The sequence below is a fragment of the Pectinatus sottacetonis genome (assembly GCF_015732155.1).
Classification (GTDB): Bacteria; Bacillota; Negativicutes; order Selenomonadales; family Selenomonadaceae; genus Pectinatus; species Pectinatus sottacetonis.
In genome coordinates this window covers 1,748,744-1,763,456 of the sequence record NZ_WIQK01000001.1, presented here as the reverse complement: position 1 = coordinate 1,763,456, position 14,713 = coordinate 1,748,744, and the positions used below count along the sequence as shown (strand labels likewise).

Below are 14,713 nucleotides of genomic sequence, written 5' to 3'. Positions count from 1 at the left end.
TCACATTCCTCCGTTGAAAACTCATTCCAATAATAATCATAATCAGTGCTGTTGTATTATATATCTTTTTATAAAAATATTTAATACAACAGTCTCATTATCAGTTAATAATACGATTTAAGCTTATGCGGCATTTTTCATTCTAACAATTATAATGAGAAAGTATAGCATCAACTATACGAATAGATGCCTTACCATCTCCATAGGGATTAGACGTACTGGACATACGGATGTATTCATTCTTGTCATCAAGTAGTTCCTTAATTTCTTTATAAACACGATCACGCTGTGTCCCAATTAGTTTTATAGTCCCCGCCCTTACTGCTTCTGGACGCTCTGTAGTATCACGCAAAACCAATACCGGTTTTCCTAAAGATGGAGCTTCTTCCTGGATACCACCAGAATCGGTAAGTATCAGATAAGAACGATGCATCAAATTTGCAAATGGTTCATAATCCAAAGGATCTATAAGATGTACCTCTGGCAAATTTCCCAATTCTTCATTGACTACTTCACGCACTTTAGGATTTTTATGCACCGGAAAAACAATCTCAACATCTTGGTATTCTGAAACTATCTGCCGCATAGCTTTATAAACATGACGCATAGGTTCCCCTAAATTTTCTCTTCTATGTGTTGTTACCAAGATAACGCGTTTTTTCTTATAATCTATATTCTGCAGTAACTTACTACTAAACTGGTAATCATCGCAAACCGTTTTATGTAATGCGTCAATAACAGTATTTCCTGTAATAAAAATTTTATTTTTAGGAATATTTTCCCGCATAAGATTATCTGCTGCCATCTGCGTAGGGGCAAAATGCAAATCAGCTAAAGCACCTGTCAATTTTCTATTCATTTCTTCTGGAAATGGCGAATATTTATTATTAGTCCGCAGACCCGCCTCCACATGACCTACTGCTATTTCGTGATAATAAGCTGCCAAAGCACCGGCAAAAGTAGTCGTAGTATCACCATGCACAAGTACCAAATCAGGATTTTCCTGCGTAAAAACCTTATCCAATCCCTTCATTGCTTTGCTGGTTATATCAAATAAAGTCTGTCCACTAGCCATTATATTGAGGTCATAATCAGGTGTTATAGAAAACAAATGCAATACTTGGTCAAGCATATCCCTATGCTGAGCAGTAACCGTAATAACAGGTTCTATTTCTTCATGCTTTGCCAATTCTAATATAACTGGAGCCATTTTAATTGCCTCAGGTCTGGTGCCAAAAACAGTCATTACTTTTATCTTACTTTTCATTATTTTTCCTCCTGCCGGTATAAGTAAAAACCGGGGGCTGCTAAACAACCTTAAAACCTTATTCTTCTATATTATAATTTTTATACATGAAGATTATTTTTAGGATGAAATATACCGATTTTCTTTGCCCCATAAATAATAACTAGCACTATAAAAATCAATATTATACATCCAGTATATTCATTGACCTGTGTCAATGCAATAGCACTTAATCCTAAAAAACTACTGAAAACATACATGAGCAAAACCGCCTGTCGCTGTGTAAATCCAAGATCCAGCAATCGGTGGTGAAGATGCCCTTTATCCGGTTTAAAAATGGGGGTTCCACCTCTGTAACGGCGAATAATTGCAAAAGTTGTATCCAAAATAGGCAGTCCTAATGCCAATATAGGAACTATAAGAGCAATGGTAGTAGCACTTTTTACTACTCCCACAATAGAAATCCCTGCAAGCATAAATCCTAAAAACATACTTCCCGTATCTCCCATAAAAATACGAGCCGGATTAAAATTATATCGCAAAAATCCAAGTCCCGCCCCTACCAGTGAAGCAGTTAAAAAAACAACAAAAAAATCATGCTGCTGAAGAGCTACCAACAACAAAGTGATTGAAGCTATAGTAGAAACACCAGCTGCCAGACCGTCAAGTCCATCTATAAGATTTATCGTATTAGTAAGACCCACCACCCAGAAAACAGTTACAGGCAAGGATAAATATTCAAGAAAGATCCATTTGCCAAAGGGATTGGTCAAAAAATCTATACGAACATCGAATGAAACCAGTATACAGGCAGCTGCAATCTGCCCTAAAAGCTTAACTTTAGCCGGTAGATTTTTATAATCATCAATTAATCCCACTATAACAATAAAAGAGCTTCCCGCAAGCAGTCCCAGTAAATCATCTCTGTGTCCAGCAGCTATATTTGTTGTAGATACTAATATCAATATTGTTGCTACAACACCAATATATATTCCTAATCCCCCCAGACGTGGAATAGGAACACTATGTACTTTCCTTTTATCAGGTGTATCCATCGCACCAGTTTTCACAGCAAATTTTATTACCAGCGGCGTTATCAAAAGTACTATAACAAACGTAATAAAAAAGGCAAAAAAACAACCCGGCATTTACAGCGCACTTCCTTTACTATACAGTAGAAAGCAATTACTGCTTTTATCTATATGATATGATTCAGTTACTATCTTACCCCAAGCTAACCAATATATCAATCAAAAAAAATTATTTCCTGCCGTAATCCATACTTGAAATAAAATTTCTAGATGCTCAATATATTTCCTGCGGTTTTTTTTCTACAACAGACCCATCTGCTTCCAAATATACAACTTTATCAATCATAGCATTGCAAATCATGCGTCTGCACAAGAGACAGGGTTTTCCCGATGCTAAAGTTCCATCTTCATTATATCCTACTATATATATTACAGCACCATTCATTTTAACAGGGTCAGCTGCTATTATAGCATTCTGTTCAGCATGTACTGCCACACAAAGTTCATATCGCTGTCCCTTGGGAACATGCTGCCGTTCACGTTCACAGATTCCCGTGTCAATGCAATTGGCCTCACCACGTGGTGCTCCGTTATATCCAGTGCTTATTATTATTTTATCTTTAACTATTATCGCGCCGTAGCGGCGACGAAAACAAGTCGAACGGCGTCCTACTGCCTTAGCAATATCAAGAAAATATTCTGTCCAGTCAGGACGACTGTATTTATTCATAGTTATCTCCATATTATCATAAAATGTTGCACAATATCATAATGTCCCAAACAATCTATCTCCGGCATCGCCAAGCCCTGGTACAATATATCCATGTTCATTAAGTCCCTCATCCACTGAAGCTGTATAGATTTTTATATCAGGATGTATTTTATTCAATTCTCTAATCCCCTGAGGAGCAGATACCAAACAAAGATACGTAATATGTTTTGCACCTTTTTTCTTTAACAGGGATAGTGCTGCAGCTGCCGAGCCTCCAGTAGCCAGCATCGGGTCAATCACAATAAGCCTCCGTTCCGCAACATCTGTTGGCAGCTTACAATAATATTCCACTGGCTTAAGCGTCTTCGGATCACGATACATCCCCACATGCCCAATTTTAATAGTAGGTAGCAAATTTACTATACCATCGACCATACCTAGTCCAGCCCGCAATATAGGGACCAAACCAAGCTTCCTGCCATCAAGTGTTTTGGATGTGCATTTTGCAACAGGTGTCTGTATTTCTATATCTGTCAATGGCAGATCCCGTGTTATTTCATATGCCATGAGCATTGATATTTCTTCTAGAAGCTCCCGAAAATCTTTAGTTCCTGTCTTAGTCATCCGCATTAAGGTTAATTTATGCTGTACCAGCGGATGATCAATAACATTAACATCTAAATCAGCCGTCATATCATATCTCCCTGCATTATTAATATAAAGGATATTTTTGGCATAAGGCTTTCACCCTGTCAGCCGCCTGTACTTTTATTATTTCATCATTTGGATTATCCAATACCAACGCTATAATAGACGCCACTTCTTCCATATCATCTTCCTTTAAACCACGCGTCGTAAGAGCTGGAGTTCCTAATCTTATCCCACTCGTAACAAACGGGCTTAATGGTTCAAACGGTATTGTATTTTTATTGACAGTTATACCTATATCATCAAGCATTTTTTCTGCATCTTTACCCGTTAGATTTTTACTTCTTAAATCAACAAGCATCAGATGATTATCTGTCCCACCAGAAACAATACGAAATCCATTTGCTATCAAGGCCTCTGATAAAGCCCGGGCATTCTTAATTATCTGGCGCTGATATTCTTTAAAATCATCGCTCAAGGCTTCCTTAAAAGCCACTGCCTTTGCTGCAATAACATGCATCAACGGGCCTCCCTGTGTTCCGGGGAAAATAGCCTTATTAAACTGCTTACCAAATTCTGCATCACGACATAAAATTATCCCGCCGCGTGGACCTCGTAATGTTTTATGTGTTGTAGATGTAACAACATCTGCATATTCAATAGGATTAGGGTGAAGTCCTGCTGCAACTAACCCAGCAATATGGGCCATATCAACCATCAGATAAGCTCCTACTGACTTTGCAATTGCTGCCAGATGCTTAAAATCAATAATTCTGGCATAAGCACTAGCTCCCGCAACAATCATTTTAGGATGATGTTCCTCAGCTAGTTTCTGCAGAACATCATAATCTATGCGTTCAGTTTCTTTATTAACACCATATGGCACAACATTAAAATACCTGCCGGAAATATTTACTGGGCTGCCATGTGTCAAATGACCTCCATCAGTAAGATTCATGCCTAAAATAGTATCCCCCGGATTTAAAAGTGCAAAATAAACAGCTGTATTAGCCTGTGCGCCAGAATGCGGCTGTACGTTGGCATATTCTGCCCCAAATAATTTCTTTACTCTATCTATTGCCAATTGTTCAACAACATCTACACACTCACAACCGCCATAGTATCTTTTACCTGGATAACCTTCTGCATACTTATTAGTCAAAACACTGCCCTGTGCCTGCATTACCGCACGGCTAACAATATTTTCAGAAGCAATAAGTTCAAGTTTATTACGCTGGCGTTCAAGTTCAGCATTTATTGCATTATTTATCTCTAAATCGACTTTTGATAAATCATCCACTAACTTCATTCAGATCCCCCTAAAAAAGACAGTATTATTTGTCTTCTATTGACATAATTTTATTGACGCGGCGTTCATGGCGTCCGCCTAAAAATTTCTCAGTTAACCATATACGTACTATTTCATCTGCTGGGCCAAAACTAATATCACGTCCGCCCATTGCTAATACATTAGCATCATTGTGCTGACGTGACATACGTGCTGTAAATGCATTATGACATAATGCTGCTCTTATTCCTTTAACCTTGTTGCAGGCTATAGATATCCCAATTCCTGTTCCACAAAGGGCAATACCGCGTTCGGCTTGACCTGATGTTATTTTATCACAAATTTTTTCTGCAATATCGGGATAGTCAACAGAGTCCGTTGTATATGTTCCAACATCTTCTACTATAATGTCTTTAAATTCCTTTAATACCTCTTTTATATGTTCTTTTAATGTCAATGCACCCTGGTCACAACCAATAACAATTTTCATAAAACCAGCATCCATTATAAATAGATGCTCTTTACACCACCTATCATTTTTAAGATAATTCTAACATATAGTGAGCTATTATGGCAAATATATTACTCTGGTAAAAAGATTTTCTATCATACCGAAACTATTGTCTGACCACTAGCTTTTTTCAGTCTATTCATTATAGCAAGACCTATTCCGTCTTCTATTGTTCCTTCAGCCAAAATTAAGTCAATATTTTTATCATCAAAAAATCTCAAACCATTATATAAATTAGCCGCAATTTCCAATAAATTATTCTGTTGTCCATAGTCATATGCGTATTGATGTCCAAGAGCACTTACTATTTCATGACTTGCGATAACGCCAACCTTTTTATGCATTTTTTTATATTTTGCCAGTTCTCTAGTAAAAGCTCCCAGCATATCAGCCGCATTACCTTTAAAGAGAATCAATGGTGCTTTAGGAGCATAATGACGATATTTCATTCCCGGAGCCTTAGGTACTGTATCTTTTCCGACAAGTGCCGGATCAATTCTTACTTCAGTAAAAATTTCTTCCAGCATTTCCTTTGTTACTGCTCCCGGTCGTAAAATTATCGGAATATTTTCCGTACAATCGACAATTGTTGATTCTACACCAAAAGTGGATAAACCACCGTCCAGAATAAGTGGAATACGTCCTTTTAAATCTTCATAAACAGCATTTGCTGTTGTAGGGCTCGGCTTACCTGATAAGTTAGCACTGGGTGCTGCAATAGGAACTCCTGCTAGCTTAATCAATTTTCTAGCAATATCATTATCGGGCATTCTTACTCCGACAGTAGACAGTCCACCTGTAATACGGTCAGGTACATTCTTCCTTTTAGGCACAATCACCGTTATCGGGCCGGGGCAAAATGCCGCAATAATTTCCAAAGCTATGTGTGGCACTGCAGTTGTTATCTGTGACAGCATCTTTATACTATCTATATGTAATATGAGGGGATTATCAGATGGACGCCCCTTAGCTTCATATATTTTAGCGGCTGCCTGAGCATTAAGACCATTTGCCCCCAACCCATAAACTGTTTCTGTAGGAAAAGCTACTACCTGTCCTTTTTTTATAAATTCTGCTGCTTTTTTAATTTCTTCATCATTATTTTCTACAATTTTTACTATTTTTGTTTCCATATTATTATTACCCGCTCTATTTCTGCTAAATCTTTTAATATTTCACATTTTCCCCAGCCTTTTTCCAAGGCCATGAGCTTTATTCTTTTGGCTTGCCCTATACCAACTTCACAAGCCAGGAAACCACTTGATGTTAAAAAATCTCTGCTATTCTTTAATAATCGGCGGTAAAAATCAAGGCCATCATTATTATCCGTCAATGCACTTTGAGGTTCATATTTACGTACTTCTGGCTCCAGTCCTGCCATATCCGCCAAAGGAATATACGGCGGATTTGATATTATTGCCTGCAGTAGTCCTATTCCAGTCTTACTTAACGGCTCTAATAAATCTCCTTGTAAAAATGTTATCTGCTCCTGTATCTGCAATACCCGAGCATTTTCCTGCGCTACAGCAAGAGCCGCTTGTGATATATCTATTGCATAAGCTTTCATATCAGGCCGAAACTTGGCTATTGACAACGCAATAATGCCCGAGCCTGTCCCTATATCAGCAAACACTGCTTCTCTATCCTGCGGCAATCGTTCAATAACTGCCTCAACCAGCAGTTCTGTCTCAGGGCGAGGCACCAAGACATTATTATTTACTTTAAAAGTCATTCCCATAAATTCTTTTTGCCCTGTAATATAAGCAACTGGTATTCTCGCCGCTCTTTTTTTCACTAGTCCGCGAAATTGCACCAGTTCATTTTCCTGCAAGGGTTCATCAAAATGAACATATAAATAAATCCTTTCTTTTTTTAAGACATAAGAAAGCAATACTTCCGCATCAAGCCGCGGTGACTCTATATTTTTCCCTGAGAAATATTTCTGTGTCCATTTTAAAATTTCGCCAATAGTCCAAATTTTATTATTAACAGGACGGATATTTTTTTGTCCCATAATATTATTTTACCTGTTTTAACTTTTCTGCCTGATCAGCAGTAATAAGGGCATTTATTATTTCGTCCAGCTCACCGTTCAATACACTGTCAAGTTTATGCAGAGTGAGTCCTATACGATGATCGGTAACCCGTCCCTGGGGAAAATTATACGTGCGTATTCTCTGGCTCCTGTCCCCTGAGCCTACCTGGTTTTTACGTTCAGCTGCAATTTCACTGCGCTGAGCACTTTGTGCTGCATCATTTAATCTGGCCCTAAGCACTTTCATCGCTTTTTCTTTGTTTTTGAGCTGCGATTTTTCATCCTGGCACTGAACAACAATACCCGTAGGGATATAAGTTATCCTTATAGCCGAATCGGTCTTATTAACATATTGCCCGCCAGCCCCGCTTGCCCTGTATGTATCAATACGCAGATCAGACTGCTTTATGTCTATATCTACTTCCTCAACTTCGGGCAATACTGCTACTGTAACAGCTGAAGTATGGATTCTCCCACCTGACTCTGTTTCTGGAACCCGCTGTACCCGATGAGTACCGCTCTCATATTTAAATCGGCTATAAGCTCCATGTCCTTCCACGCAAAAAGAAACCTCTTTAAATCCGCCTAGTTCTGTAGGATTAGCCACCAATATTTCCAATTTCCATTTTTTGGTCTCAGCGTAGCGCGAATACATACGGAATAAATCTCCTGCAAATAAAGCTGCCTCATCACCACCTACACCACCACGTATTTCAATAATTACATTTTTATCATCATTAGGGTCTTTAGGAAGCAGCAAAACTGGCAATTCCTGTTCAAAACCAGCTTTTCTTTTTTCCAGGGATGATATTTCTGTTTCCAAAAGTTGCTTGAATTCACTGTCAACTTCTTTCTCCAGCATATCTTTATTTTCCCTTAATTCTTTTAATATTCTTTTATATTCGCGATATTTTTCTACTATTTCATTAAGCGCAGCATGTTCCTGACTATATTTCTGCCAGCGGGACATATCTGCTAAAATATCAGGATCACTTATCAATGATTCCAATTCTAAATATTTATTTTCAATTGCATCTAACTGTTCTAACACAGACTATATTCCCCTTTGATCAATTGTCATTAAGCGGTTGTGAAAAAGCCATATCCACACTATACTTTTTCTCCGTATCTTTTTCTTCCGCCTCTATCACAACAGCTTCTACAGCTTTAACTGCTACTTCTATCATAGACGCATCTGGTTCCTTTGTTGTCAATCTTTGCAGCCACAATCCTGGTAATATAGCAATATGTATCAAAGGATTTTTTGATTTGCTGGAAAATCTGATAATTTCATAAGAAACACCTGCTACTACAGGAAGTAGTATAACTCTTGATAGAATTCTGTATATAAGGGCTGGCCAGCCCAAAAAAGCAAATACTACAATACTTACAATCATTACGATAAGTAAAAACGATGTACCGCAGCGCGGATGGAATCGAGAAAATTTTTTTATATTTTCAGGTGTTAATTCTACTCCTGCCTCAAAGGCAAAGATAGTCTTATGTTCCGCACCATGATACTGGAAAACCCGATATATATCCTTCATACGGGATATCCCATATATATATATAAGAAAAATAGCTAAACGTATGACACCTTCTCCTAGGTTCATATAAAAAGGATCATTAGTCGGAAAAAATCTTGCCATTGCTGTTGGAATCACTACAAACATAATAATTGCTGCCACAATAGATATAAAAATAGTTAGTGCCATTTCCTTATCTGACATTTTATCATTTTCTTCTTCTCCTGCCATTTTAGCAGAATAAGACAACGATTTCATTCCCATTACTAATGATTCTCCTAACGATAAGACACCACGTAAAAAAGGTTTTTTCAAGATAGGATATTTATCTCCCAGAGAATTAACCAAACTTGTTTTTACGCAAATTTCACCAGAAGGATCACGCACAGCTGTAGCTATATATTTAGCGCCTCGCATCATCACACCTTCAATTACTGCCTGCCCGCCTATTGTCATTTTATTGCAGCATTTTTGTTCCACTATAATGCTCCTTTGATTTTACTATATATATAAATGAAGCAGAGCATTACTGCTCTGCCGCCCATAACAACTATTATTTTTTCCCGTAACGTTTGTTGAATTTTTCAATTCTACCACCAGCAGCAGATTCACGCTGGCGTCCCGTATAGAATGGATGACATTTAGAACATACGTCTACGCGAAGTTCTTCCTTAACCGATCCGGTTTTAAAAGTATTGCCACACCCGCAAATAACAGTGGTTTCTTTATAATCAGGATGTATCCCTTTTTTCATCTAATGCACCTCATTTCTCCTAAACTATCAGTTTTTAATTATAGCACACAGCTATCCTGCTTGCAAGCCGACTTATGAACAAAGAAATTTTAACCTTAATTATCTCCCATACGCCATATAACAATATTGTGAAGACCTAATTTATCAGCTTTTTTTATCCATCCTTCAATTGTATTTTTATCTGCGTACCAGACAGTGTATTCAATATTATTCTTTTTATAAGAAAAATATTTATCCCCGCTTTTTTCATCATATTTCACTACTGCTTTATATTGATCTGCCAAATGCACCGCTTTTTTTTCTGAAATAAATATTTTTTTACCATTACTGCTCCATAAGCAGCCACCATTAGAAAAGGCTATGCCTACAGGTGCGGGTAAATTTCTTATGCGATCTGCTGTTTTTTCTATAAAAGTAAAATCAGCTTTTGGACCCGGCCCGCTGTGAAGTCCATATAAATTATACATCATAACAATATACTGTGGTCCTTGTGGAAAATCATATGCTGAAAAATCTACACTTGGTTCTAAAATGACCCGCAGCTTCATTCCTTTAACAGACGCCTTATCATGAAGTATTTTTATAAATTTAATATATTTTTCAGCTGTTTCTTTGTTTTTAAAAACTTTTTCATAATCAAGATCTATGCCATTACAATTGTTTTCTTCTGCAAGAGCAATAATAGAATTTGCATGCAAAATTCTGGCAGCAGCTCCATCAAGAACTTTATCCACTACATCTATATCCTTAACTTTGCTTTTACCTCTTGATACTACATCATTAACTACTGTCAAATATCTGTGAGATGGTTCAATTTTTCGTTGGTGCAGAAAAATTTGCGCTTGCTGCAAATTTTCCGGTAAAAATAGTTCATTTTTATCATTAAAACAAGCCGCAAAATATGATATATTATCATATTTTTCTCGGTTGTCAGAAAACATGTCTACGCCGCTCTGCATATCCCAGTAAGTAATCCATATCCCCATCTCTTGCGGACTTGTCGGCATTGGTTTTCGTTCACACCAGCCTGTATAGGCAAATGTCACAAGTATCAGACTGCATATTATAGCTGTTATAATTTTGTATTTAAAAATTTTCATTTGATCCTCACTATTGATATTATTTATGCATTTACATACTCATAAATTCAAACCTGACTCACTTAATAGTAAGATCCGTTCAGTTTACAAATATTTTACGAACCAACCTACTAATTTTTCACCATAAATTTTAAGATCATATATCACTTTATTAAATCCGGTATATTTAGATGTAAATAATATATTTTTATTGGGCAAATTTGTTATCGTAAGTTTATTAAATACAGCGTCATAGACATCATCTGCCAAATTTCTCTGGTCAAACCCATGTCCTGACCATTGGGAGAGCAGAAATATATTCCCTTCATTATTATCGTTAACTTTTGTCGTTATGGCATCTTTACCATTTACCATTATTTTAAGAATATTCCCCTGCAAAGTCAATGATATTTTTTCGTCACCTTTTTCATTAGCATTTATCACTGGTATATAAGGCTTTGCCCCATCTTTAACTGTAGGTGCTGTTTTTTTATTTTCCGTTTTTAGCCTTTCTAAATATACTTTTCCCAAACCTGTTGATTCTGCATAGCGAGAAAAAGTTTCCAAGGCACGTTCTTTGGCATCATGCTGATCTTCTGGAATTGATATTACTGGCACTCCATTTATATTATCTAAACTCTTTTTTACTAATTCCTTTTCTGTACCCGCATGTTTTTCTTTTACTATTAATTCTCTGCCGCTTATAGTTAAAGCTATATAATTATTTCTTTGTTCATCACTACGCAGAAGAATTTCCTGGGTTCCCTTTTTATTCCCCATAAGCTCAACATCAAGCTTAAAGTTTTTATAAGCATTGCTTCTTTTTAACTTTATGATGCCCTGCCCTTGTGGTAAAGATGTCAAATATATTTTTTCATCTATAAATTCACAAGCCCCTTTTAATAAATCCCATTGGGCTGCTCTTTTTTTGTCACCTGTTTCAAATTTCATTTTCTGGTGTGTATCATATTCTATACGCATCAACAAATGGTTAGCTGGCCACCATGCTTGTGGCTGCATACGTGTCAAATCATATATACTGCTGTCCGTCTTATTGAGGCAATAGCCTTCACGATTAAAATTCATTTTGAACAATTTCTTAAGCCAATATGCATTTACCCCGCTCACTTGGGAATTATTGCCAAAGCTTCCTGTATTTGCGTGCATCAATATACTAACTGATGGTACATATCCTATATCGTTCATATATGTACTTTCCAGTTTTTCATAATCATAGCTTACCCGGTCTTTCATTCTTGCATAGCTTTCCTTAGGTACTCCATATTTATCACGAATATAATCCATTAAATAATGATTATATCTTCGTCCCAAATATTTGTGGAGCATGGCAAACATCAGCGGATTCATTTCACCCAGATAATTGTTATAACGGTCAAAAACATTTATATAATATAATCTATATCCATTTGTCCCTAATTCCCAATAGGAACTCTGCGTCAATCGTTTTAAATCATCAGGTGACAAAAATTTAGGGTCTTTAGTAGAAAACTTATTAGGATAAGTAAAAATTGTAGCTTTATAATTAAAGTCCTCTAATTCCGGTTTAGCAAAAATTGCTGTATCACGCCTGCCATCTTCAAACATTAAATAAACTGCTTTATCGGGCAGCTTTATCCCTTTAGTGTAATAATTATAAATATCTTCTGTCGTTATTGTTTCATAGCCTTGTTTTTTCAAAGCTGCAAGATGTCGACGCAGACGATCCTGAGAAATAAGCTGCTGGCTGCCGGCAGTTCTTTGAACACCAAAATAAGAAATCGCAATAAACCCTTTTTCATCCTGTGTGTGTTCTGTATAAGGTGTATAAGTTGTTGTATAAAAAACATTGTAGACAACAAATACAACTAATACACATAATATTATTATTTGCAAAATTGTCCGTATGATTTTTTTTCTGTTACGTGATTTAGAAAATTGGAGATCGCTCAACTGATCATTTTTTTCCATTGGCAATTCCCTCTTTCTGCTTTTTCCTGATGATAGCATTTATATCAGCTGAGGTCATTCTTGTTCCCCATGTTGATTTCCAAAATGTCACCCAGGCAATAGGCATCTGCCATAGCAATACAGCCTCATAATACAGGCAAAACCATATCCCATATATCCATGTCGTACTACGTCGCAGGATAAGCTGCGCCACGCTCATCAGCAGAGCCATCATTATTATCCCAATAATAAAAGTCAACGGAAATACCCGATGCGATAATGGTATATAGATCAGGTTATAAACAACAATTATCGGGGCCAGCATAGGTACCAATAATCCCATATAAAAAGATATAGCCATAAAAGGTTCTTTTTTCCACATGAAAGTCGCTGCTATAAGTGATTCTCTAAGCCAGGAGCGTTTCCAACGCATCTGCTGGCGCAGAAAGATCTTATATGTATTAGGAACAATCGTTGAACAAACTGCGCTATCCTGATAGTCAGTACGATGTGATCTCAAAATGAAATTAGTCATTGACCGGTCATCACCGAAAGTGGCTCTCTGCCCTAAAAATGTTTGTCCAAGCCAGCTCTTGCTATATTTAAGAACTAAATCCTTACGATAACAGGATAATGGTCCTGATAAACAAGTCACTGCATTAAACAGGCCCTCTGCAGCTTTCAGCATGCGAAAAGCTATATAATAACGTACTGACTGCATCTTTGTCAGCGCATTAGTATAGGTATTTGCCACATCAGTCCGCCCCGATACCCCACCGACTTTTTTATCCTGAAACGGCTGCACAATATTTCTTACTGCAAATGGGTCCAAAAAACTGTCTGAATCCACAAATACCAGTAATCCATGCTTTGCCATACCTGCACCTACCGCTAAAGCCTCACGTTTTCCGGCATTAGATTCCTGTATATGGTAGTGTATGCGGTTTTTTACGTCATAGCCCTGTTCATTGCATAATTCAGCTATAGTTTCTTTTATTTTTTCCACTGAATTATCATTTGAACAGTCATCAACCACTACCACCTCAAGTTTGTCCGTAGGATAATCCTGATTAACACAACTCAGTATTGTTCTTTTTATCCATTTTTCTTCATTAAAACAGGGAATTATAATAGTAACCCCTGGTGTAAAATGCGGATTTATCGGCGTCGGCCGATAAAAAGCACCAAATAAATATCTGGTCAATAAAAATGTTGCCGCTAGAATACTATATAAATAGAGCATCTTGTTAAAGCTAAAATATAAAACACTATCGGTGCGCAATAATATTATAAAAGAACATATTACGAACATAAAAGCAGAAGCCACTGCCAGCATATAAAATTGTCTGTTTTTATATACATACTGGGCCAATAGCTGGTCAAACTGAAAGGCACAGCAAATTTCACCACTTTTATTGGTATATGTACGCACCCACTTTGCCTTCAAGTTTTTTATTTTCATTTCATAACCTTCGGGCATTGTACCGGGCTCAATCCGGAAGGATAAGACTACTCCATCCGAATTTTCTATGCTCTGGCGGTATTTAGCAGGTATGCCGCAGGATATTCCCGAACCTGACAGGTCAATACAGTTACTTGTCAGGTTTATATCAGACTCACCATTTTTGACAATTTTTATCTTTATTTTGTAATTTACAATATAGCGCTGTCCTGTTTCTCCTTTTTCACGGCTCACTGCATAGTCTTCATTATACATATTTTCACTGATGCCGCGGCGATCCACGTTGGTTCTTTTTTTCCCCTTGTCTGGTACATTAGGCAATATTCGTCTGTCAACTGCTGGCTGCAGTAAAATATCTTCTTTAGAAGTAATGTCATTTTTTATGGCCTCCGCGATTTCCTCGCTGCCCCCTATTATATCTGCACTTTTTTCTGTATGGGATGGTGTATTTCCCTGGTCCTTCTTTTTCTCCAC

The 14,713-nt window shown here is 37.1% G+C and carries 14 protein-coding genes; all 14 read right to left on the bottom strand.

Annotated elements, in window-relative coordinates:
- Positions 1 to 142: 142 nt before the first annotated feature.
- Entirely contained in the window at positions 143 to 1,267 is a 1,125-nt protein-coding gene (gene wecB, locus I6760_RS08200; RefSeq protein WP_196593985.1) for a non-hydrolyzing UDP-N-acetylglucosamine 2-epimerase, read from the bottom strand.
- Positions 1,268 to 1,347: 80 nt separating this feature from the next.
- On the bottom strand, positions 1,348 to 2,394 hold the full coding sequence (locus I6760_RS08195) for a glycosyltransferase family 4 protein (protein ID WP_196593984.1): 1,047 nt from the start codon (positions 2,392 to 2,394) through the stop codon (positions 1,348 to 1,350).
- A 157-nt stretch (positions 2,395 to 2,551) separates the two neighbouring features.
- A complete protein-coding gene (locus tag I6760_RS08190; RefSeq protein ID WP_196593983.1) occupies positions 2,552 to 3,007 on the bottom strand; it encodes a deoxycytidylate deaminase in 456 nt (151 codons plus the stop codon).
- A 36-nt stretch (positions 3,008 to 3,043) separates the two neighbouring features.
- Positions 3,044 to 3,682, bottom strand: coding sequence for a uracil phosphoribosyltransferase (upp, locus tag I6760_RS08185; RefSeq protein WP_196593982.1), 639 nt, complete (start codon positions 3,680 to 3,682; stop codon positions 3,044 to 3,046).
- Between the two features lie 19 nt (positions 3,683 to 3,701).
- The gene (gene glyA, locus I6760_RS08180; RefSeq protein WP_196593981.1) at positions 3,702 to 4,946 is read right to left on the bottom strand and encodes a serine hydroxymethyltransferase; all 1,245 of its coding nucleotides are present in this window, start codon (positions 4,944 to 4,946) and stop codon (positions 3,702 to 3,704) included.
- Positions 4,947 to 4,971: 25 nt separating this feature from the next.
- Positions 4,972 to 5,415, bottom strand: a complete 444-nt coding sequence (rpiB, locus tag I6760_RS08175) for a ribose 5-phosphate isomerase B (protein WP_196593980.1) — start codon at positions 5,413 to 5,415, stop codon at positions 4,972 to 4,974.
- 116 nt (positions 5,416 to 5,531) lie between these two features.
- Positions 5,532 to 6,569 carry an L-threonylcarbamoyladenylate synthase gene (locus I6760_RS08170; RefSeq protein WP_196593979.1) on the bottom strand — a complete coding sequence of 346 codons (1,038 nt, stop codon included), beginning with the start codon at positions 6,567 to 6,569 and terminating at the stop codon, positions 5,532 to 5,534.
- Positions 6,554 to 7,450, bottom strand: a complete 897-nt coding sequence (gene prmC, locus I6760_RS08165; RefSeq protein WP_196593978.1) for a peptide chain release factor N(5)-glutamine methyltransferase — start codon at positions 7,448 to 7,450, stop codon at positions 6,554 to 6,556. Before prmC ends, I6760_RS08170 begins: the two co-directional genes overlap by 16 nt.
- Before the next feature lie 4 nt (positions 7,451 to 7,454).
- The gene (gene prfA, locus I6760_RS08160) at positions 7,455 to 8,522 is read right to left on the bottom strand and encodes a peptide chain release factor 1 (protein WP_196593977.1); all 1,068 of its coding nucleotides are present in this window, start codon (positions 8,520 to 8,522) and stop codon (positions 7,455 to 7,457) included.
- Between the two features lie 19 nt (positions 8,523 to 8,541).
- Positions 8,542 to 9,453 carry a DUF1385 domain-containing protein gene (locus tag I6760_RS08155; protein ID WP_196594815.1) on the bottom strand — a complete coding sequence of 304 codons (912 nt, stop codon included), beginning with the start codon at positions 9,451 to 9,453 and terminating at the stop codon, positions 8,542 to 8,544.
- A 97-nt stretch (positions 9,454 to 9,550) separates the two neighbouring features.
- The gene (rpmE, locus tag I6760_RS08150) at positions 9,551 to 9,751 is read right to left on the bottom strand and encodes a 50S ribosomal protein L31 (protein ID WP_196593976.1); all 201 of its coding nucleotides are present in this window, start codon (positions 9,749 to 9,751) and stop codon (positions 9,551 to 9,553) included.
- 95 nt (positions 9,752 to 9,846) lie between these two features.
- Positions 9,847 to 10,851: a glycosyl hydrolase family 18 protein gene (locus tag I6760_RS08145; protein WP_196593975.1), complete on the bottom strand. Its 1,005-nt coding sequence runs from the start codon at positions 10,849 to 10,851 to the stop codon at positions 9,847 to 9,849.
- Positions 10,852 to 10,935: 84 nt separating this feature from the next.
- The gene (locus I6760_RS08140; RefSeq protein ID WP_196593974.1) at positions 10,936 to 12,798 is read right to left on the bottom strand and encodes a polysaccharide deacetylase family protein; all 1,863 of its coding nucleotides are present in this window, start codon (positions 12,796 to 12,798) and stop codon (positions 10,936 to 10,938) included.
- Positions 12,785 to 14,713, bottom strand: coding sequence for a glycosyltransferase family 2 protein (locus I6760_RS08135; RefSeq protein ID WP_456320146.1), 1,929 nt, complete (start codon positions 14,711 to 14,713; stop codon positions 12,785 to 12,787). The genes I6760_RS08140 and I6760_RS08135 overlap by 14 nt, the downstream gene beginning before the upstream one ends.